The 22459-nt window shown below is 39.8% G+C and carries 21 protein-coding genes; 20 read left to right on the top strand and 1 reads right to left on the bottom strand.

The genetic code is table 11. From position 1 onward, the window contains the following. The first annotated feature begins 1 nt into the window (after position 1). From LMF89_RS15740 to phoU, 13 genes are all read left to right on the top strand, one after another. On the top strand, positions 2-376 hold the full coding sequence (locus LMF89_RS15740; RefSeq protein ID WP_229535923.1) for a response regulator: 375 nt from the start codon (positions 2-4) through the stop codon (positions 374-376). Further along, complete coding sequence (locus LMF89_RS15745) at positions 377-1243, top strand: cyclic di-GMP-binding domain-containing protein, MshE-related (RefSeq protein WP_229535924.1); 867 nt, start codon at positions 377-379, stop codon at positions 1241-1243. Between the two features lie 70 nt (positions 1244-1313). Beyond that, entirely contained in the window at positions 1314-2018 is a 705-nt protein-coding gene (locus LMF89_RS15750; RefSeq protein WP_229535925.1) for an HAD family hydrolase, read from the top strand. Between the two features lie 201 nt (positions 2019-2219). Further along, positions 2220-2606 carry a hypothetical protein gene (locus LMF89_RS15755; RefSeq protein WP_007956236.1) on the top strand — a complete coding sequence of 129 codons (387 nt, stop codon included), beginning with the start codon at positions 2220-2222 and terminating at the stop codon, positions 2604-2606. Between the two features lie 59 nt (positions 2607-2665). Next, a complete protein-coding gene (locus LMF89_RS15760) occupies positions 2666-2905 on the top strand; it encodes an anti-sigma-F factor Fin (protein WP_229535926.1) in 240 nt (79 codons plus the stop codon). A 167-nt stretch (positions 2906-3072) separates the two neighbouring features. Further along, on the top strand, positions 3073-6342 hold the full coding sequence (mfd, locus tag LMF89_RS15765; protein ID WP_229535927.1) for a transcription-repair coupling factor: 3270 nt from the start codon (positions 3073-3075) through the stop codon (positions 6340-6342). 170 nt (positions 6343-6512) lie between these two features. Next, positions 6513-7082 carry a stage V sporulation protein T gene (gene spoVT / locus LMF89_RS15770; protein WP_007932376.1) on the top strand — a complete coding sequence of 190 codons (570 nt, stop codon included), beginning with the start codon at positions 6513-6515 and terminating at the stop codon, positions 7080-7082. 184 nt (positions 7083-7266) lie between these two features. Further along, positions 7267-8868 carry a putative polysaccharide biosynthesis protein gene (locus tag LMF89_RS15775; RefSeq protein ID WP_229535928.1) on the top strand — a complete coding sequence of 534 codons (1602 nt, stop codon included), beginning with the start codon at positions 7267-7269 and terminating at the stop codon, positions 8866-8868. Positions 8869-8906: 38 nt separating this feature from the next. Further along, positions 8907-10364 (top strand): bifunctional methyltransferase/pyrophosphohydrolase YabN, encoded by a 1458-nt coding sequence (gene yabN / locus LMF89_RS15780; protein WP_229535929.1) that lies wholly within the window; start codon positions 8907-8909, stop codon positions 10362-10364. A gap of 104 nt (positions 10365-10468) precedes the next feature. Further along, positions 10469-10744: a non-specific DNA-binding protein Hbs gene (gene hbs / locus LMF89_RS15785; RefSeq protein WP_017531241.1), complete on the top strand. Its 276-nt coding sequence runs from the start codon at positions 10469-10471 to the stop codon at positions 10742-10744. Between the two features lie 62 nt (positions 10745-10806). After that, a complete protein-coding gene (locus tag LMF89_RS15790) occupies positions 10807-11502 on the top strand; it encodes a response regulator (RefSeq protein ID WP_007956231.1) in 696 nt (231 codons plus the stop codon). A 122-nt stretch (positions 11503-11624) separates the two neighbouring features. Then, positions 11625-12380, top strand: a complete 756-nt coding sequence (pstB, locus tag LMF89_RS15795) for a phosphate ABC transporter ATP-binding protein PstB (RefSeq protein WP_007956229.1) — start codon at positions 11625-11627, stop codon at positions 12378-12380. A 13-nt stretch (positions 12381-12393) separates the two neighbouring features. Next, on the top strand, positions 12394-13053 hold the full coding sequence (gene phoU / locus LMF89_RS15800; protein ID WP_007956227.1) for a phosphate signaling complex protein PhoU: 660 nt from the start codon (positions 12394-12396) through the stop codon (positions 13051-13053). Positions 13054-13082: 29 nt separating this feature from the next. On the opposite strand, the gene LMF89_RS15805 is transcribed toward phoU, so the two are convergent. Continuing rightward, positions 13083-14468 (bottom strand): PhoH family protein, encoded by a 1386-nt coding sequence (locus tag LMF89_RS15805; protein WP_229535930.1) that lies wholly within the window; start codon positions 14466-14468, stop codon positions 13083-13085. Between the two features lie 317 nt (positions 14469-14785). Here LMF89_RS15805 and pstC point away from each other — a divergent pair, with 317 nt between their 5' ends. The 7 genes from pstC (at position 14786) to LMF89_RS15840 (ending at position 22387) form a co-directional block, all read left to right on the top strand. Next, on the top strand, positions 14786-15673 hold the full coding sequence (gene pstC, locus LMF89_RS15810; RefSeq protein WP_007956224.1) for a phosphate ABC transporter permease subunit PstC: 888 nt from the start codon (positions 14786-14788) through the stop codon (positions 15671-15673). Further along, positions 15674-16534: a phosphate ABC transporter permease PstA gene (gene pstA, locus LMF89_RS15815; protein ID WP_229535931.1), complete on the top strand. Its 861-nt coding sequence runs from the start codon at positions 15674-15676 to the stop codon at positions 16532-16534. 371 nt (positions 16535-16905) lie between these two features. Further along, positions 16906-18792, top strand: a complete 1887-nt coding sequence (locus LMF89_RS15820) for a spore germination protein (RefSeq protein WP_229535932.1) — start codon at positions 16906-16908, stop codon at positions 18790-18792. Further along, complete coding sequence (locus LMF89_RS15825) at positions 18785-19894, top strand: GerAB/ArcD/ProY family transporter (protein ID WP_229535933.1); 1110 nt, start codon at positions 18785-18787, stop codon at positions 19892-19894. Before LMF89_RS15820 ends, LMF89_RS15825 begins: the two co-directional genes overlap by 8 nt. Beyond that, entirely contained in the window at positions 19873-21105 is a 1233-nt protein-coding gene (locus LMF89_RS15830) for a Ger(x)C family spore germination protein (RefSeq protein ID WP_229535934.1), read from the top strand. The genes LMF89_RS15825 and LMF89_RS15830 overlap by 22 nt, the downstream gene beginning before the upstream one ends. Before the next feature lie 24 nt (positions 21106-21129). Beyond that, the gene (locus tag LMF89_RS15835) at positions 21130-21297 is read left to right on the top strand and encodes a hypothetical protein (protein ID WP_007956217.1); all 168 of its coding nucleotides are present in this window, start codon (positions 21130-21132) and stop codon (positions 21295-21297) included. 121 nt (positions 21298-21418) lie between these two features. Beyond that, a complete protein-coding gene (locus LMF89_RS15840) occupies positions 21419-22387 on the top strand; it encodes a SpoIID/LytB domain-containing protein (RefSeq protein ID WP_229535935.1) in 969 nt (322 codons plus the stop codon). Positions 22388-22459: the final 72 nt, after the last annotated feature.

The raw sequence follows: 22459 nt of genomic DNA on the forward strand, positions 1-22459 counted from the left end.
TTTGCAGAAGCCATTAAAGATTCTAATTAGTGATGATTCCTTATTATTACGAAAAAAGCTAAGAGAAGAGTTAGAAAAACTAGGCTGTCAAGTATTTGAAGCTAAAGATGGACAAGAAGTGGTAGAAGCATACTGCCAATTTTGTCCTGATGGAGTATTTATGGATATTGTGATGCCAAAAGTCAGCGGAATTGATGCTTTGAAAAAGATTAAAGAAATACATCGTGAGGCAAGGATCATTATGCTTTCCTCAACAGGTACTGCTGCCAATTTATTAGAGGCTCTTAAATTAGGTGCAATTGATTTTATTCAGAAACCGTACAATAGTAGTCAAATCGTGAAAGCGGTAAATGACATCATTCGAAAGGAGAGCTAAATGTTTAGTCAATTTTTTGCTCAATATATATTAAATCAAGGATTGTTAACACCAAGTCAAGTGCAGGAAGCTCTTGAAAATAGACGTGCAGTACAAGTGAAATTAGGCGTATTGGCCATTAACCAAGGCTTTCTAACTGCTGAGCAAGTAGAGGAAATTCACAGGTTGCAACAGCGGATTGATAAACGATTTGGTGAGATAGCCTTAGATGAAGGCTATTTGTCAGAAGAGCAATTGATCACTTTGCTAGATACTCAAGAAAATGATCATCTCAACTTTGGCCAGACATTGGTCGATAAAGGCTACATGACGTTAGCACAGCTGGAGAATGTCTTAGAAGAGTACAAAGCAGAAGGCAGCTTAGATCAACAGTCCGATATATCCTATCTTAAAGAACAGATTCGGACTCAATTAAAAATTCCTCAAGATGATGAGAATGTAGAATTGTATTATGATTACATATCACTTTTTCTTCGAGCTATGGTTCGCTTTTTAGATACCAGTCCTTTGCTGGCAGCAATTACTTATGAACATGATTCGAATCAATGGTTTGTTTCACAAAGCATGACGGGAGACATCATTTTGCATAGCAGTTTTACTGCCGAAGAGAGCGTATTATTGGAAATAGCATGCCGATATAGTGGAGAAAAAATTTGTGAAATGGATGAGCTGGCTATTGATAGTGCAGGAGAATTTCTGAATGTTACCAATGGTCTTTTTTGCATTAATCTTTCCAACATGGGACTCGATCTTGATTTACATCCTCAACGAGTTACGAGAGGTGCTGCTTTAAGGGGGAAATCGAATTATGCAGTGGCGATTGATACCGACTTTGGCAGGATCAATCTAGTGATGGCCGGAGCGTAATCGTTTTTCTTATAGAGGAAAATATACGATCAGTGCGAATACTTTTCTTATAGCAGAGAGGAGTGACAAAATGGAGAAAAATAGTGAAGTTTTAAATCATAAGGTGAAAGCGGTTATTTTTGATTTAGATGGAACGTTAGTGGACAGTGAACCTAATTACTCCAAAGCAGATGATGTGTTATTGGGGGAATATGGGATACAAGCATTGAGTGAAGAAATGAAGAAGAAATATGTTGGCATTGGAACACGAGAAATGATGGAGGATATCAAAGGGATATATGGGCTCAATGAGTCGATCGATATTTTAGTAGCCAAAAAGAATAAATATTATCTTGAGATTGCCAAAGAAAATACGATTGTTTTTCCTGAGATGTATCGGTTTTTACAATTTCTAAAAGAAAATAACTATCCTTTAGCTATTGCTTCCGGTTCATCTCCAGAAATCATTGACATGATATTAGCCATTACGAATTTGGCAGCGTACTTTGATGTAATCCTATCGGCAGAAGAGGTGGCGAAAGGAAAACCTGCGCCAGATGTATTTTGGGAAGCCGCCAAACGGCTGGGCGTACCCTTTGAAAATTGTTTGGTAATGGAGGATTCATTGCATGGAGTGGAGGCGGCGAAAAGTGCTTCTATGTATTGCATGGCATTACCTTACATGATGGAGGAGCCTTTTGATGACAGCTTTCTCATGGCAGATGTGTTGTTTAAACAGGGAATTATTGGATTCCGGGCAGAAGAAGCAATTGATTGGCTGCGAAAAAACAGCTAGAAATCGAGTGTTCCTGTCTTGTAATATATATTTCATATAGATAGGCGGATAAAAATGCTACATTTTTATCCGCCTATTTTTTTAAGCATAGAAAAGTCCTTTAAGGAGGACGTTAACACGTTCAAAAGCTTTTAATTTTGTATAAATTCTTTTTATCGTGGCAATAATAGGCTCATTACGTTTGTACCTAATGAGGTAAAGATGGCTTATGTAATTGGTTGTCTCATGGCGGCACTGAGCTTTTTATTAAATAAGATATTATTAAAATATGTGGGAATGAAAGCGGTTATTAGCTATAGTCCAGTAGTCGAAGAAGTAACGAAGAGCCTTTGTTCTTATTATCTAGCTGCAGATATTTTAGTGACTCACGTGGTATTTGGAATATTAGAAGCAGGTTATGACTGGTATAATACCGCCGATGGAAAACGAGGTAAATGGGCCGCATTAGTCAGTATTATCGGCCATAGTCTATTTGGATGTTTGACTCTTTTGGGACTATACATAAGCAGCAGTATTTGGATTGCCATACTCGTGGCAAGTTGTGTACATGTAATGTGGAATGTTACCTTAATCCGTTTGTCGTCTTAAAGATGAAATACCACCTCTTCTCAATGCGGACTCATTATCGAAAAGGAGGAAGCCCTTTTATGAAAATATTTTATAATTGTGCCCATTGTGGGGCTGCGATTGATGTAATTGAAGTAGATCAAGTTGATGAAGTTAAGTTTGGTTTTGATTGCTTGACGGCTGAAGAGCGTCAAGATATAATAAAAGTTGATGTGAAAGAAAATACCATGCATGTTCATTCCTTGTGCGATAAGTGTATAGAGACCTTAGGACTTGATGAAAAAAAAGCGGTTCAACAGCAAATCAATTTTCTACATTAAAAAAATGGATTAAATCAATAAGGTTCGAAGTATAATGAAGTAATGATGCAGGGCTTTAGCAACAGCTAAAGCCCCTTTTTACCTTTTCACTTTAAGACTCCGAACGGTTTTTTCTATGCACGTAATTGTACAGTATGAAATGCTTTCTTATAATAGGAAGAGGTGCTATGAACAAATTATTTGAAATTATGAAACAAGATCCTGGAATGAAGCGGGTTATTGCCGTTTCGCAATTGACTGTGAGTCAAAGTCAAATCTATGGCGTAACAGGTGTGCAAAAAAGTGCATTATTAGCAGCCGCGTATCAGTCTGCTCCTAAGCCTACTGTGATTGTTACTGGTAATCATGAGTCGGTAGAACAGCTGCGCGCAGATTTTGCCACGTTGCTTCCCAATACCCTTGTTCTCGAACTGCCGGCTTTAGATATTATTACATTTACAGCGGTTGCAAAAGGTGTTGAGTTAGCAGCTCGGCGCATGGATATCTTGGGGCGTCTGATCCGAGGGGAAAATATAATCGTTTTAGCCACGCCTGAGGCAGCAATGCAAAGAGTACTGCCCCGAGAACACTTTGAAAATAATCGCATTACAATTAGTAACGGATCAGAAATGATACGTGAAGACTTGCTGGAGTCGCTGGTACGTTTTGGTTACGAACGGGTGGATCAAGTAGAGGGGCTCGGTCAGTTTAGTGCCAGAGGCGGTATTGTTGATATTTTCCCCATCAGCAGTAAAGTCCCGATTCGTTTAGAGTTATTTGGTGATGAGGTGGATTCCCTGCGGGAGTTTGATCTTGCCTCACAGCGATCTATGCACGCGGTAGAGCAAGTGGATATTCTTCCTTTATCTGAGATTGAAAAAAGTGGAACTCCAACGGTGTTTTTATCTTATTTACCAGCGATTTCAACCATTGTGTTTGACGAGACTGCTCGCATCCGCGAACAGATGGGCAAACTAGTGAAGGAAAATCCAGAGATTAAGAAAAGCACCTTTATGTGGTCAGATATAGTAACGGTGGCAGTGCATTACAATGTGTTATATATTTCCTTGATGCTGCAAAAGATTCCTTATACCCAGCCTAATGAAATTATTAGTATTACAGCCAAAGGTATTGTTCCTTTTCATCGTCAAATGGATATGCTGATTGCTGAATTAAAAAATTGCCAGGAGCATAAGTCTTATCCTATCATTTTTATGTCCAATCAAGAGAAGGCCGTATCGTTGCAACATACCTTGACGGAGGAAGGTATTCCTGCCGTTTTTTCTGATGTCATCCATACTCTGACCGAAGGTACTGTATTAATAACAGTCGGACTACTCTCAGCAGGCTTTGAACTGCCTCAAGCCCATCTGCTGGTAATTGCAGAAAAAGATATTATGGGCCGCCAGAAGAAAAAACCTCGCCCCAGAGTAGGGAAAGGTCAACAAATCGCTTATTTTCGTGATATCAAGATTGGCGATTATGTAGTACATATCAATCATGGGATTGGCAAATATGTAGGCGTAGAAACTCTGATTGTAGGAAATGTACATAAGGATTATCTGCATATTCGTTATGCGGGGGAAGACAAACTCTATGTCCCTACGGATCAGGTACATTTACTGCAAAAGTACATTGGTTCTGAAGGTGATGCACCTCGTTTAAATAAAATGGGTGGCAGTGATTGGCTAAAGGCAAAGGGCAAAGCAGAAAAAGCAGTAGCAGATATGGCGAAAGAATTACTGGAGATCTATGCACAAAGAAAGGTTGCATCCGGTTTTGCCTTTGATCCTGATACGCCTTGGCAAAAAGAGTTTGAGGATGCCTTTCCTTATGAGGAAACACCCGATCAGCTCAGTGCTATTATCGAAATTAAGGGCGATATGGAAAAAAGCCAGCCTATGGATCGTTTATTATGCGGTGATGTGGGATTTGGCAAAACAGAGGTGGCCATTCGCGCTGCTTATAAAGCTGTCATGGGCGGTAAACAAGTTGCGATACTTGTACCGACAACTGTGTTAGCTCAGCAGCATTATCAGACGATTAGTGCTCGCTTTGCTGGCTTTGGTCCAGTAGTAGATGTAATTAGCCGCTTTAGGAATGCAAGAGAGCAGCGAGCTACTGTTGAGGCACTAGCCAGTGGACAGGTAGATGTATTAATTGGTACCCATCGTATTTTACAATCAGATGTTATATTTAAAAATATTGGACTGCTGATTGTCGATGAAGAACAGCGCTTTGGTGTAAAACAAAAAGAAAAATTAAAAAAATGGAGTGCGGGGATTGATGTATTGACATTAAGTGCGACTCCCATTCCTCGTACCTTGCATATGTCATTAGTCGGTGCAAGAGATATGAGTATTATTGAGACTCCGCCAGAAGAACGATTCCCCGTCCAAAGCTATGTAGTAGAATACAATGAAGAAGTGATGCGTGATGCAATTAAGCGGGAATTAAAGCGAGGCGGTCAGGTATACTTTGTCTATAATCGAGTACAGACCATTGATAAAATGTACCGCCGCTTAGCAGAGATGCTGCCCGATGCTAAAATTCGTGTAGCTCATGGACAAATGCCGGAAGAAATGTTAGAACAAGCTATGCTTGATTTCTATGAAGGTACTGATGATGTATTATTATGTACAAGTATTATTGAAAATGGTCTTGATGTGCCAAATGCGAATACGATTATTGTATATGATGCTGATCATTTTGGTTTGTCTCAGTTATATCAAATGCGAGGGCGGGTAGGACGATCCCATCGTATGGCTTTTGCTTATTTTACCTACCGCCAGGATAAAGTACTGACAGAGGTTGCAGAAAAGCGGCTGCAGGCAATAAAAGAATTTGCAGAATTAGGAGCCGGTTTTAAAATTGCTATGCGTGATTTAGAAATCAGGGGAGCTGGTAATTTGTTAGGGTCCCAGCAGCATGGACATATTGTAAGCGTAGGTTTTGAAATGTACTGCCGTTTACTGGATGAAGCCGTACAGCAGTTAAAGACAGGGCAGACGTTAGAAGCGCCTGTTGAACCTGTGCTGGAATTTAATGTAGATGCCTATATAAGTGGCGACTATATTAGTGATGCCATGCATAAAATTGAAATATACCAGCGGATTGCTGCCTGCAGAAATGAAAAACATATTTCCGATCTTGTGGATGAATTAATTGATCGTTTTGGGGAACCGCCTAGTTGTGTATTAAATTTGCTTGAAGTGGTGAAAATTAAAAATTTCTCCAGGGCCATTGGTATTCGTTCTGTGATTCAACAGCCCAATTATATAGAAGTAGCATTTATTGATAAACCAAATGTTAAACCTGAGCAGATCATGGCATTGAAAGAAGCATTTCCTGCTCGTGTTATGATTTATCCTGAAGGTATTCGACTCAAGACCGTACAAATTAGCAATGATAAATTACTGAATTGGCTAGTCAAAGTATTTACAACTTTGGTTTCCTAAGAAGAAAAAGAGACGGTAATCCTAAGATCCCTGTATGCAAATGAAATTTTTGTATTATATACCTGTTTTTAGAAAATTTTAGGTATCATGTGTGTGAATAAAAAAGTCTCGTAAGATATATACTATCACTGAAATCAGATGTCAAAAACTGTAGAAAAGGGGGGATACTGGTGAAAGCCACTGGAATTGTAAGAAGAATTGATGACTTAGGCAGAGTTGTAATACCTAAAGAAATTAGGCGAACACTTAGGATTCGCGAAGGTGATCCATTGGAGATATATGTTGATCGAGAAGGGGAAGTGATCTTAAAGAAATATTCTCCAGTAAGCGAACTAGGTGATTTTGCAAAGGAATATGCCGATTCGTTATATGAAGCAGTCGGCCATATCATCTTAATAGCGGACAGAGATACGATAGTTGCTGTCGCTGGTTCTTCAAAGAAGGAGTTTATGAATAAACCGTTAGGATCAGCTCTGGAAAAAGTTATGGAAGATCGTAAAGCGGTTTTATTGAACAATCTTGCAGAAGCCAAAGGCTCTAAGGGCTCGATTATTGACTCTGGTGAAGAAGAAGAGGTATCAAAATTTACTGCTGAAGTCATTGCACCGATTATTGTAGAAGGGACTTCCATTGGTGCAGTGGTTATTTGCACGAAGCAGCAAGGAGTGCAAATGAGTGAAATGGAAGTAAAATTAGCAGAAACTGCTGCAGGATTCTTAGCAAAACAAATGGCCACATAATAATGAAAGTTGTAAAAAGTAGCGGACACAGATTCGCTACTTTTTTGTTCTTTCTTCGCGTCTTTGCGGCTTAAAATATTTTATTTTTACAAAAGAAGTATTAGCAGTAATTGTATTTTGCGATAATATAATGTTCATCTTCTGAATAAGTAGTAATAGGAATGCTTTAGGAGGAAGAAATTACGTGAGTAAAGATACATTTTTAAAAGGGGCATTCATTTTAACCCTTGCTGGCGTTGTGGTAAAAATAATTGGTTCGGTAAATCGCATCCTTCTCTCCCGTTTATTAGGGGGCGAAGGAATTGGATTATACCAGATGGCATATCCAATTTACTTACTAGCCTTGAGTATTTCATCTGCCGGTATTCCGGTGGCTATTTCTATTATTGTTGCTGAGAAAGTGGCCTTATCTGACTTTCGCGGTGCAAATCGGGTATTTCGCATTTCATTAGGCTTATTAACGATAACGGGAATTGTTTTTACATTTCTATTATATTTTGGTGCTGGATGGTTGGTTGAAAATCAATTTGTACGTGATCCTCGTGCGTATTACGCGATTGCTGCTTTGGCTCCAGCTATATTCTTCGTTACGATTTTATCTAGTTATCGTGGTTATTTCCAAGGATTGCAGATGATGACACCTACAGCTGTATCGCAAATTTTTGAACAGCTGATTCGAGTCGTAACCATGGTATTTTTAGCTTTTTACTTATTACCCATTGGTCTTGAATATGCAGCTGCTGGTGCCAGTTTTGGTGCAGGACCTGGTGCCTTAGCCGGCTTAGTGGTATTAATGTACTATTATTGGCGGCATAGTACCGCATTAAAAGCAAAAATAGCAATGCAGCCGATTATAAAACAAGAAGCAAGCGGGAAAATTATTTCGCGGATTGTAAAATTGGCCCTGCCTGTGTCACTGGCAAATATTATGCTGCCAATCGTGTCTAGCATTGACTTGTTAATTGTACCGGCGCGGTTAGAAAATGCCGGCTATACGGTAGGTCAGGCAACGGAATTGTTTGGATACCTGACGGGCATGGCAATTGCTCTTATCAATGTACCCACTATTTTGACGGGATCATTGGCATCTAGCTTGGTCCCTGCCATATCGGAAGCCTTTACTCTGAAAGATCACAAGCGAATCTATCAGCGCACAGCTATGGCGATGCGATTTGCCAATTTAATTACCATACCCAGTTTTGTCGGGATGTTTCTGCTGGCTACACCGATATCGCAAATGCTGTATGGTACGCCCAATGCTGGAGTACCAATCGCCATATTATCAGGTGGTGTCATTATGCTGGGGATTCATCAGGTTACGACGGGAGTATTGCAGGGATTAGGGTATACAGCGATTCCTCTTATTAATATGATGATCTCCGCTGCTGTAAAAATTGTTATGAGCTGGACATTAACTGCGATACCTTCTTTTGGCATAAAAGGCGCTGCTTGGGCGACAAACGTTGATTTTGCCTTGGCTGCTCTTTTGAATATGTATTTTGTATATCGCTATGTAGGGTTTAGCATCAATATAAAAGATACGATAAAGACGGTTGCTGCTGCCATTATTATGGGCGCTACGGTTTTGTTAACCTATGATGCGGTGATGTTAAAAACCTTGCATAATACAATGGCAACCTTGGCTTCTGTTTGTATAGGTGGTATAGTATACAGTATTGTTCTTTTATTATTAGGAGGTATAGAGCAGCAGGATATCGAAAAACTACCTAAAATAGGTAGCAAAATAGCTCGTTTATTAGGTAAAATAGGTATATTACGAAAATAATAAAAAATTTACTTTAATTATGAATATGAGGCGATAATGTGGGAGAAATTACAATTGTAGGATTAGGACCCGGTTCTTTTGGTCTTATCACCGTAGAGACCTTAGAATTATTAAAGACTGCAGAAAAATTGCTTTTGCGTACTGCAAAGCATCCAACTGTAGCAGCAATGTTGGAACGTGGTATTGCATTTACTAGTTATGACTATGTTTATGAGGAGAAGACGTCATTTGAGGAAGTTTACGAGACGATCGCTCATGACTGTTTACGTCAGGCAGCACTGGGAAAAAAAGTAGTATATGCTGTACCAGGCAGCCCTCTTGTAGCAGAGAAAACAGTGATGCTAATTCGACAATTGGCAGGTGAACAGGGGATTGCCGTTAGGATTTTGCCTGGGATGAGTTTTCTGGAAGTCTTATACACAAGACTTGCCATAGATCCCATTGAAGGCATTACGGTACTGGATGCTGCTGATTTAGCATCCCTGCCTCCAGAGTTAATGACTGCTTTAGTGGTAACACAAGTCTACAATCATTACGTTGCTTCAGAGGCTAAACTGGTGTTAATGGAATATTACCCCGATGACTATGAAGTGATCGTTGTGAAAAATTTGGGATTACCAGATGAACAGTTACTAACAGTACCTTTGTTCGAAATGGATAGAGTGCAGGAGATTGATCATCTTACCAGTGTGTATGTGCCGCGCCGCAGTACTGCAGTTAAACGGTTTTCATTAGATCCTATACTCGATGTGATGGCTAAGCTTCGCTCGAATGAGGGATGTGTATGGGATATTGAGCAAACCCACTCCAGTCTTAGACGGTATATTGTGGAGGAGGTTTATGAAGTCCTAGAGGCCATTGATTTACAACAAGGAGAATTATTATGTGAAGAGCTAGGAGATTTGCTATTACAGATTGTATTTCATGCCCGCATTGCAGAAGAAGCAAAGGTATTTACCATGCAGCAGGTAATTGACGGCATTTCAGAGAAAATGATACGTCGTCATCCTCATGTATTTGGTGATACAAGCGTCCGAGACGCAGGCGAGGTGGTGCTAAACTGGGATGCGATAAAAAAGCAGGAGCACGGTCATGAGAGACCGTCTGTGCTTGATGGTATACCGAAGGGACTGCCAAGTCTCATGAGAGCTTACAAACTACAAGCGAAAGCTGCTAAAGTCGGATTTGACTGGGATAGGATTGAGCCTGTGTGGGACAAGATATATGAAGAACTGGAGGAACTCAAAGATGCCTGTGCCCAAGGACAAGCTATTAACATGGAAGCTGAGTTAGGAGATGTAATATTTTCAATTGTAAATTTGGCGAGATTTTTAAAAATTGATGGTGAAGTTGCCTTAAATACCACCAATAATAAGTTTCGCCGTAGGTTTTTATACATTGAAAAGGTAATGAAGGAAAAAAAGCTAAAATGGGAGAATATGTCACTAAAACAGCTTGATTTTCTCTGGGAAGAGGCGAAAAGTAACAAAATATAAAGAATTTGGGATTTTTTTAGTATTTTTTTAAAATCTAGACAGGAATAAAAAAAATGATAGCGAATAAGCTATTCGTAACGATTTTTCATAAGGAGGCTATTTTTGTGAATAAAACTGAATTAATTGCAAGTGTTGCAGAAAAAGCGGGTTTGACTAAGAAGGATGCTGAGAAAGCAATCAATGCTTTATTTGTTAGTGTTGAGGAAGCTTTGGCACAACAAGATAAAGTCCAAATCATTGGATTTGGAACTTTTGAAGTAAAAACACGTGAAGAAAGAAAAGGTCGTAACCCACAAACAGGCGCTGAAATTACAATTCCAGCATCTAAAAATCCAGTTTTCAAAGCTGGTAAAGGCTTAAAAGACGTAGTAAATAAATAAATTTTAGATAAATAGAAACCAGGTTAATATAACCTGGTTTTTATTTTAAGGAAGTGAAGTATATGATAAGCAACATATTGGTAGTTGATGATGAGCCTTCAATCGTAGAACTAATTGAGTTTAACTTGCAAAAAACAGGTTACCACGTCCTCAAAGCAGAGAATGGCCATGAGGCATTGCAGTTGGTTAGAACCAATAAGCCTGATTTGATTATACTGGATCTAATGATTCCCGATATTGATGGTATAGAGGTATGCCGCAGATTGAAAGGACAGCAGGAAACAGCAGCGATTCCCATTATTATGCTGACAGCCAAAAATGAAGAAGTGGATAAAATTGTGGGCTTAGAGTTAGGCGCAGATGATTATATGACCAAACCTTTTAGTCCTCGGGAGCTTATGGCTCGCGTAAAAGCAGTGCTAAGGCGAAGCCATAAAGACAGTGTACAGCACGATGGCGAGTTAGTTGTTGGCAAACTACGATTGAATTTTTCCAGTTATACGGCATATTTAGATCAAGAGAAGCTAGAGCTTACTCCTAAGGAATATGAGTTATTGAAATTATTTATTACAAATGTGGGCAGAGCCTATACACGTGAGCAATTACTGGAGAAGGTATGGGGTTATGAATATTTTGGTGATACTCGTACGGTGGATGTACATGTACGTCATCTAAGAGCAAAAATGGCAGCTGAGCCGAAAGTGGCAGAAGCAATTGAGACAGTTCGAGGAGTTGGCTACCGCTTTAGCGAAATTTAACAAAAACATAATAATTGCATAATAATAAGTACCTGCATTTTGTGGTATATTTTCTATATCAATATTTATCTGATGATTAGTTTCGATATATGAAGAATCGCCTAAGTGGCAGGAGGACATCTATGGATTATAAAATTCATGTGAATAAGCTAAAATTATACTATGGAGATGCATTGGCATTAAAGAAAATTTCTCTTGGTGCGGAAAAAAACAGCTTGTTAGCTCTGATTGGACCTTCAGGCTGTGGTAAGTCCACCTTTATCAAGACGTTAAATCGTATGAATGATTTAATCGCTAATGTAAAAATAGAAGGCGAAGTCCTGTTAGATGGGGTCAATATTTATCATCCCGATACAGATGTAGTGCTGCTAAGGAAAAGAGTGGGGATGGTTTTTCAAAGACCGAATCCGTTTCCCATGTCGATTTATGACAATATTGCATATGGCCCCCGCATTCATGGCATCACTAAAAAAGCACAGCTGGATGAACTGGTAGAAAAGAGCCTGAAGGGGGCAGCTCTTTGGGAAGAAGTACGAGATCGTCTCCAAAGCTCAGCTATGGGCATGTCAGGTGGACAGCAGCAACGTTTATGTATTGCAAGATTATTGGCAATCGAGCCGGAAGTGCTGTTAATGGATGAACCCTGTTCAGCTCTAGATCCTATATCAACTATGAAGATTGAAGAATTGCTCTCAGAATTAAAACAGAGATATACTATTGTTATGGTTACTCACAACATGCAGCAAGCTGCTAGAGTATCTGATTATACGGCATTCTTTTTGAATGGTGATCTAGTAGAACATGATCAAACAGATGTCATATTTACAAGACCCCAGGATAAACGTACGGAAGACTATATTACTGGACGATTCGGATAATGGAGGCGAGAGCATGACGGTCACCAGACAAAATTATGATCAAGAGTTAGAAGAGTTGCGTAATGATATCTTAGAAATGGGCACCCGCGTTGAACTGGCTATTGGCCAGGCTGTAGCTTCTTTAACGACCCAGGATATAGAGATGGCTAAGCATGTAATGGCTGGTGATGACTACATTGATGCCATGGAAAGCAGTATTGAAGATAAATGTATGGTACTCATTGCCAGGCAGCAGCCTTTAGCAAGGGACTTGCGAATTATCGGTACAGGACTTAAAATCACGACAGACTTAGAGCGAGTGGGAGACCATGCTTTTGACATTGCTAAAATTGCCTTAGGCATTGCAGAACAGCCCTTGATTAAACCGTTGGTAGATATCCCACGGATGTCGGCAATGGCACAAAAAATGCTAAGAGATTCCTTGGCTGCTTATATCAAGCTTGATATTGCTTTAGCAGAAAATGTATGTGCCGCAGATGATGAAGTAGATGATATTTATCATCAAACCTTTCGTGAACTTTTAACGTACATGATGGAAGATCCCCGTAATATTACACAGGCAACTCAGTTATTATTTGTAGCACGCTATTTAGAGCGAGTCGCTGATCATGCTACCAATATTGGAGAATGGGTTATTTACCTAGAAACAGGACAGCGAATGCGCAAAAAATAAACTGCCAAATCGGCAGTTTATTTTTTATATTATAATCTCATAGCCGCTTCAGCGGCTAGTGGTGAGCGTTCGCATTCATCATGCTGCAGCGTTACTTGGAAACAAAGCTTGGACCCTCGCATTTTTTCACTGGCATACACCAAGCCATTGGACTGACTATCCAGATATGGATGGTCAATTTGGGCAGGATCACCAAGAAGAATGATCTTGGTACCTAATCCCGGGCGAGTGATCACTCCTTTGGCTTGGCGAGGTGTAGCATTTTGCATTTCATCAAAGATGACCCAGTATTTTTGTAATGATCGACCTCGCTGAAAGGCGAGTGCTTCTGTTTGAATCGTATGCTTGTCAAATAAAATTTGGATGGTATCTTCCGCTTGCATTAGATCTTTGCTATCATCGAGTGTATTTCCATTCATCAGGGTAAACAGATTATCTCTGATGCCTCTCATGAAAGGACTTACTTTATCGACTTCTGATCCGGGAAGAAAACCAATATCCTCATCCATAGGGACGTTAGGACGACAAATCAGTATGTGATTATAATCTCTGGGGCGGCACTCAAAGTGCTGATGTAAGCCTACAGCTAAGGAATAGAAGGTTTTAGCTGTACCGGCTGGACCTTTAATAATGACTAAAGGGGCTTCACTAGCGCTCATCATAAGACATTCTTGCATGAAAATCTGACCGATGTTACGAGGAACAACGCCAAAGGGATTGTGGTGCTGATAACGTAGATGGACGAGTTTTTCACCGTCAAAGCGACCTAAAGCTGTATGACGGTCATTATCTGTAGAACGAATCAGAAAAAATTGGTTGGTTTCTAAAGATGTGTTTATCAATATCTGAGCATTTTCATCATAGGTGAATAAAAGAGTAGGATCAATGGTATTTAAAACATCTTCATGAAAGCGATTAATGACTTCTGAGGTAGTATAAATGGTGCCTCGGCCAGTATATTGCTCCTCGATGCTGGCTACCTTTTCATTGCGGAAATCTTCAGCGTGAATCGTAAGAATAGTTGCTTTTACACGCATATTGGTATCGCGGCTAACTAAAATCGGGTAATGACTACTTTCAGCTAACCCTTTACACACCTGCAGAATACGGTTATCGGGTTTGCTTCCTGGCCAATTAACAGGAATTTTAGTATCTAGATGATTGGTTTCAATTCGTAAGATGCCGCCTTGATCATTTAAGGGGACTCCCTTAAGTAAATTGCCCGTGGCGCGTAGGTTGTCAATAATGCGGCTGACTTGACGGCTATTGGCACCTCGTTCGCTGCTTTCCGATTTGAAACGATCCAGTTCTTCTAGAACTACTTCGGGAATGATTACAGTGTGCTCGTTGAATGTAAATATTGCGTTAGGGGAATGTAGGAGAACATTAGTATCAATAACGTAACATTTATTCAATGTAATCCTCCTCTATTAAAAATTGCTTCTTATGTTTTATTATATGCAGCAGCAAGAAGATTGAGTTAATATGTAATGAGATTTTTACATGTAGAATGTTAAGAAACTGGATATTCTAATTAGGAAGAACGAAATGCTGTTACACCAAGTTAATTTTTGGCAGTTTAGACTTAACAATTTCTTAACAATACCTTAACAAAGGAAAATTAGGAATGGGTTACAATTTAACTACAAGAAGTCTTGAAGTAGCTTTTCATGCTAGATAGGCTTAAAGGTTGGCGTAAGCTTAATCTTTCTTCAAAATAGGAGGATTTGTAATGCAATTAGTAAGTAAAGAACATAAAACGAAATTATTATATGATCATTATATGAGGTATCTATTTATTGCCAGTGCAAGTTTGATGACGATTATTATTGTTACAATTATTGTTTTTGTCGGCGGGCAGGGGCTCTTGACCTTTAAAGAAGTAAGTCCTTTCGATTTCTTCTTTTCAGCAAAATGGGATCCCATGGGGCTGGAATATGGTGCCTTAAGTTTTATCGTGGGTTCTTTAGCAGTTACGGTACTATCAATTTTATTAGGAGCGCCTTTGGGATTAGCTGGTGCGATTTTTATGGCGAAAATTGCTCCAGCTTGGTTGAGCAAAATTATGAGACCAGCTACGGATTTATATGTAGCGATTCCTTCTGTAGTGTATGGCTTTGTGGGCCTAACTATTATTGTACCTTTTATTCGAACCTATTTTAATGTAAATATAGGCTTTGGTTTATTAGCAGCTTCGATTATTCTAGCGATTATGATTTTACCTACGATTGTGAGTATTTCAGAAGATGCTCTTCGAGCGGTACCAAAGAGTCTAGAGGAAGCTTCCTTAGCTCTAGGAGCAACAAGATGGCAAACGATTTGGCATGTACTTTTACCTTCTGCGCTGCCTGGAATTTTGACCTCGATTATTTTAGCTATGGCAAGAGCGGTAGGGGAAACCATGGCAGTTCAAATGGTAATTGGCAACACGCCACAATTAGCTACATCTTTATTTATGCCCACCTCTACGCTGCCTAGTGAAATTGTTGTGGAAATGGGCAATACTCCCTTTGGTTCAGCCTGGGGAAATGCGTTGTTCCTAATGGCGTTTGTGCTGTTAGTGCTATCATTGTTAATGATTCTGATTATTCGCCGAATTGCCAGAAAGAAGGTGATCTAAATGTCTGCGAAGGTTTTTGATAAACTAGCGACGCTGCTAATGTGGCTGGCAGGTATTGTAATCTTAGGTATATTGGCTGCTTTCTTGCTCTTTATTTTGTATAAAGGTGTGCCTGTGCTGTCATGGGATTTTATTTTTGGTAAATCCAGTGATATTCAAGCAGGTGGCGGTGTAGGAGCTCAGTTATTTAACTCTTTTTACATTTTACTTTTATCCCTCTTGGTTTCCATACCATTAGCCATTGGCGCAGGGGTGTATTTAGCCGAGTATGCTCATGATAATAAACTGACGGATTTGATTCGGTTGAGTACAGAGAGTTTGGCAACGGTTCCGTCCATTGTATTAGGGTTATTTGGCATGATTATCTTTGTCAACGCATTAGGCATGGGTTTCAGCATTATCGGTGGAGCTTTAACATTAATGCTGCTTAATCTGCCTGTTCTAGTCAGAGTGACGGAAGAGGCCGTGCGAAATGTCCCCGTGCATTATCGTGAAGCAAGTTTGGCTCTTGGTGCTACGAAGTGGCAGACGATTTGGCGGGTTGTATTACCAAATTCATTGCCTGGCATTATTACAGGTATTACTCTGACTGCGGGGAGAGCATTAGGAGAAACAGCGATCTTGATTTTTACAGCTGGTACGACAGTTGGGCGGCAAATTGTCAATTTTGATGTGACATCAGCAGGCGAAACCTTAGCTGTACATCTTTGGTATGTTATGGCTGTGGGACTTGTACCTGACAGAGTGGAAATTGCGAATGGGTCTGGAGCATTATTAGTCATTACAATTCTTATATTAAATTTATTGTTTACCATACCAAGTAGAATCCTACAGCGCAAATTAGGTGCTGGCGGACATTAGAAAGAGTAAGATGTTGTAATACATCAAGACGAGGATTTAGGCGAGTTTTAACTTGCTTAAATCCTTGTTTTTTTATAAGCATAGAAGCATAAGTTTTGCGAAAAAGATAAGATTTTATGAACCACAAAGGCACTATGCCGCTATCGCGGCACACAAAGGAGTGCACAAAAAATATATAAAAAACCTTTGTGTCCTTCGCGTCTTTGCGGTTCAAAATGTTTTAATTTTTAAAAGGACGCGCAGCCTTTTTCTTATGCAGGGCTAATAGCGATTGCTGCTGCCTTTGGAGGCAGTGGTCTCTATTTTCATATTTAGTAGTAAAAAAATACATTTTGGTAAAAGCTATAATGAAATATTGAGGAGGTGGCGGTATGGGAAAACGTATGATCAGTAATCTGATTACAGGAATCAAAGATGTACTGGTATATCAGCCGCCAGATCAGCCTACTCCTTTTGTTTTGGTTGAGCCGCGGACGGAAAAAGAAGAAATCGATGGTGAATTTTTCCCCTCTGCTGCTGTCACAGAGGGCATACGAGAGTTAGAGTTCATGATCAATTATGCGAAAAAATTAGATGCGTTTATGCAAAAAAGCAGTAAGGATTTGCGAAGTAAAGAAAAACATGAAGTAGTCAAGAAAATTAAAGCTGAGTTTGAAATGATACAGACTGAGTGGAAGGAAATTAAAAAGCATACAATAAAGAATCACAGCATTGACGGTATGTACAATAATACTGTGATTAGTACGGACATTAATGAAAATCAGAGCATGCTAGAATCCATTTATCAGCTGCCTCTGAATAAGGATGTGGTAATTCGGAGTATTACCATTTCAGATCAGCCTAAGATTAAAGTTCTGATTGTATTTATGGATGGACTTATCGATAAGAAAATTATAAATATGACCTTACTAGAACCTTTAATGTTCATGAAGAATAGTAAAGAGCATGTGCAAGGGGAAGATTTTATCAGCTTTGTCATGGAAGAGTGCCTTCCTAGTGGTCAAGCCTCAAGGATAGGAAGTTTTAAGGAAGTGCAGCAAGCGATTAATACTGGCGATGCAGTAGTGTTTTTTGATGGGGCTGGAGAAGCTGTAACGGTAGAGACAAAAGGGTATGAACATCGCAGTATTGGCAACCCTACGACGGAACAATCAGTTCGTGGATCGCAAAATGCATTTACAGAAGTATTACGTGTCAATACAGCCCTTATTCGAACCATGCTTCATGCCAGTGATCTGGTAACCGAAATGATTCCTATTGGAGCAAGAGGACATTCTAATTGCGCTGTTATGTATATCAAGTCAATTGCCAATGAAGAACTGGTTGAAGAAGTCAAAAGACGTGTTAATGGCATTAGTACTGATATTATAACGGATTCGGGTATACTAGAACATTTTATTGAAGATTTTCCAAGAAACCCATTTCCTCAAACCTTATCAACAGAGCGGCCAGACCGAGTAGCAATTCACTTGTCAGAAGGGCGGGTAGCTATTTTTATCGATGGCAGCCCTTTTGGACATATTCTACCTGTCTCCTTCTTCACTTTAATGCATTCATCGGATGATTTTAGCTTGAATCTGTATTATACCAATATGCTTCGTCTGGTTAGATGGTTTGGTGCGTTATTATCCTTACTGCTCCCTGGTTTGTATTTGGCTATTAGTACCTTTCATCAGGAAGCGATACCTACAGAGTTATTGTTATCCATCGCTGCGGCCAGAGCACAAGTACCCTTTCCTACAGTCGTCGAAATTTTGTTTATGGAGTTTTCTTTTGAGTTAATTCGTGAAGGCGGACTACGGATTCCGGGTATACTAGGCTCGACCATCGGTATCGTAGGAGCGTTGATTTTGGGACAGACAGCTGTGACAGCTAAGATTGTAAGTCCCATCATGGTAATTGTCATTGCCTTGACTGGTTTAGCATCTTACAGCATTCCTGATTATCGATTGGCATCAGCGTTTCGCTTATCTCGATTTGTATTTGTGTTGTTAGCAATGTCCATGGGACTCATTGGCGTTGCCTGTGGCTTTTTACTGTTTATTGCTATGCTGTGTTCTTTAAAGTCCTTTGGCATGCCTTATTTGGCGCCACTAGCACCTAAGACAGTGAATGGAGGAGATACGATCTTCAGAAGTTCTTCCTATCATCAAAAGCGCAGACCGGATGCTCTGAATACTAAGGACGAGATTCGACAGAAAAACACTAGTAGAACTTGGATTACAGATTCATCGAAAGGAGGCAACGATCATGAATGATCTGTATCCCGGCAATTTAGGCGTAGCAGATGGCATTGCTCTGGTATTTGGTATTGTGATGCCTCGTGTATTCCTGTCTACCATTTCGAATCTCATTCAGCAAGATGGATCTATTTTATGGCTGGCAATGGTGATTTATACAATCATTCCTCTAATTATTTTGTACATGATGGCCTATGTGCATAAGGGCATAACCGGAGATATTTTTATGGTGTGCCAGAAGCTGATCGGTACAATAGGCGCATGGGGGATATTATTAAGCTATAGCATTATGTTTTTGAGCAACGGTGCCCTCATTTTACGCTTGTATTCCGAATATACCTTGCTGACTGCTTTGCCGCGAGTGGAGTTTCAAGTGGTTATCGTGTGGTATGCAGTATCAGCAGGTATTTTATGCTACTTAGGAATTGAAGCCTTGACGCGGACGAGTTATATTGTCATGCCTTTTTCCATAGCAGCAATCGGAATGATACTGCTGCTGTTAATACCTTTTTATGTTGTGTACAATCTTACTCCGTGGCAAGGCAATGGCGTTATGCAAGCTGTACAGACAGGCATTAAAGGGGCAGGATATAATGTAGGGGTCTTAGCGTTAGTTTTTTTGGCCCCAGCTTTTCAAAATACAAGGACCATTAAGAAGGCAGCTCTTTATGCGTTAAGTTATGCAGGAATGCTGCGCGTTAGTTTTATCCTTGTTTATACTATGATCTTTGGTAATGCTGTCGGTGCAGAAAAGACAATGCCGCTTTTTGAATTGGCACGTTTGGTGTATCTGAATCAATACCTTCAAAGGATTGAGGCTTTATTTATTGTCGTGTGGGTGGTGTTTGGTTTATTAGCCGTCGCAGGCAGCCTATATGTTGGTTTATATCTTCTTGCTGTATTATTAAAACTGCCCACACTAAGACCCATCGTGCCATTAGGAGCGATATTAATTGCAAATTTAGCAATGATGCCCCCTGATATTGGTTATGTTTTGGAAGTGGATCAAAAACTAATTATGCTATTTGATGTTGGTATCTATGTTTTTCCTGCCCTGTTATTTATCATGGCATGGTGGAAAAAGAGGAGGGGGAAATTGTGTACATCCGCCTCATATTAGGAACCATGTTACTGAGTATGGGAATATTTCTTTCTGGATGCAATGGTGCTAGAGAAAGTGAGGAAGTCGCTTATATCGTTGCAATCGGTATTGATAAAGCAGAGCAAGAGGGTATGATTAAAGTAACATATCAGATCGCCAAGCCTAATGTGGAAGGGAACAAAGGAGAGGGGGAAAAAGATACAGTTTTAATAAGCAATTCGGCTATAACCATAGCAGAATCTCTTAATTTACTCAAATCTACTACAGCTTTGGTGCCTTCTATGTCCCATGTTAAGGTATTAGTGGTGGGCCAGGAACTGGCGCGTGAAGGATTGGCTAATATGTGGGGATCGCTGAAGCGTTATCGGGAATATCGCGGGTCTATGTTTGTTTTAGTGGCAAAGGGGACGGCGAGAGATTTTCTAGAAAGGAATAAACCTAGTTTTAATATATCTGCATCGAAGTATTTTGAGACCATGCTTGATTCAGGAGTAGAAACTGGATACTATTTACGTGTCAGTTTTCACCAATTTTATATCAGGCTTAAAAGTAATAGCGCAGAATCCTATGCAACATTTGTAGATATTAGCGATTTGTCCGGTAAAGGAGAAATTGCGACCCCAAAGGTAGCTGGCAGCAAAGTTGACGGTTATACTGCTGGCAAAATACCGCTTCAAGGTGGCAATCCTATACAATTTGCCGGTACTGCCATATTTAATGGTGACAAGATGGTAGGTACATTAAGTACTACAGAGACACGTATGATGGCGATGTTGTTAGGAAATTTTAATAATGGCTTTCTTTCAATGGAAGATCCTCTTCTCCCAAAGAAATTTTTAAATGTGAATCTGCGATTGGGATCTGCACCTAAAATTAAGGTGGCTCTGGAAGAGGAACGTCCAGTCATCGATATCAAGATTATGTTAGAGGGTGAAATTACAAATCTTCCTTCGGGGATTAACTATGAACAGGAGAGTTATCTTCGATTGCTTGAGGAGCAAGTAAACCAAGTATGTCATGAGGAAATGGCAAATATGATTCAGCATACCCAGGAGCTTAAATCAGATGTAATAGGTTTTGGTTACTATATAAGACCAGAATTTAAAAATTATCAAGATTACTTGCAGTATTCTTGGTGTGAGAAGTATAGTCAGGCAAAGGTAAATATTACAATTGATACAAAGATTCGTCGTACGGGCTTAATGATACGAACCTATCCCGTAAAATAAAGTTTATAAGAGGAGAAGGTAAGAATGGATTATATGTTTTTAGCAGCGGCGATATTGTCTGGCTTTCACGGATATACTTTCTCTCAGTGGTTGTGGAAGAATGAAAACATGGTTGGGGCAGTTGGGGTATTGCTGTTAATCTTTATTTGTATAGGAATGCCGATTTTTCGCATAATGAATAATGGACAATGAATGTATTTAGGTTTTTCGACCATACTAATAAGTAAGAAGACTTGTGCTAAATGGAGGTCAAAGTCCATTTGAAGCCTAGTCCTACTTATCCGCTGGATAAAGTAAGTTAGGAGGTAGACAGATGCATAATAAAAGATGGTATGCTGTAATTGCCTTGGTACTAATCTTCGTTTTTGCTGCGAGCGGGTGTTCTCTTATGAATCCACAGTCAAAACCAGAGCAGACTCCTGCAGCGCCGCAAAAGCAAGCAATTGAGGGAAACGAACCTGAGATTTTGGTGTTTATGCATGAAACAGGTGAAAAGAAGAAAATGAAAATGGAAGAGTATGTGGCTGGCGTGGTAGCAGGAGAAATGAAGAATGATTGGCCAGTTGAGGCTTTAGCGGTTCAAGCCATACTCGCGCGAACCTTTACCCTGCAAGCAATGGATGAAAAAGGTGGAGTCCCTGCAAGAGGAACTCAGGCATCGACAGATATTAAGGAATTTCAAGCATATGATGCAAAGGCCGTAAATGATAATGTTAAAAAGGCTGTTGAAATGACCAGAGGTATGGTGATTACCTATCAAGGAAAGCCGATTCAAGCTTGGTTTCATGCTTCTGCCGGTGGTATCACAGCGACAGCGAAAGAAGGGCTTAACTTTAAGGATGAGGAACCTCCCTACATTCAATCTGTTACCTCTCCTGATGAATTAGCTCCTAGCGATGTGAAAAATTGGACGGCTTCGTTTACGAAAAAAGAAATGATGGATGTTATGACCAAGATGGGGAAAACGGCTGATACTATCGAAAGTGTAGAGATTGGGAAAAAAGGACCATCGGGTCGTACAACTACTTTACTAATTAACAAGAATCTGGAGCTATCTGCTCCAGAGGTAAGGGTGGGGCTTGGCAGTACAAAACTTAAATCCATGTTGTTAGACAAGATAGAGGTTACCGGTGACGCTATCGTCTTTAGCGGCAAGGGATATGGACATGGTGTAGGATTGTCCCAGTGGGGAGCAAATAACTTAGCAACAAAAGGCAAGAAACCAGAAGAGATAGTCGGGCAATACTTCAAAGATGTAACAATTGAAAAACGTTGGAACTAATCAAAAACGGCCAGATTTTCTTCTGGCTGTTTTTCTATGCAATATCCATAGAATTTCTTGGTATAAAGATGT

Source organism: Pelosinus baikalensis (genome assembly GCF_020819555.1).
GTDB classification, from domain to species: domain Bacteria; phylum Bacillota; class Negativicutes; order DSM-13327; family DSM-13327; genus Pelosinus; species Pelosinus baikalensis.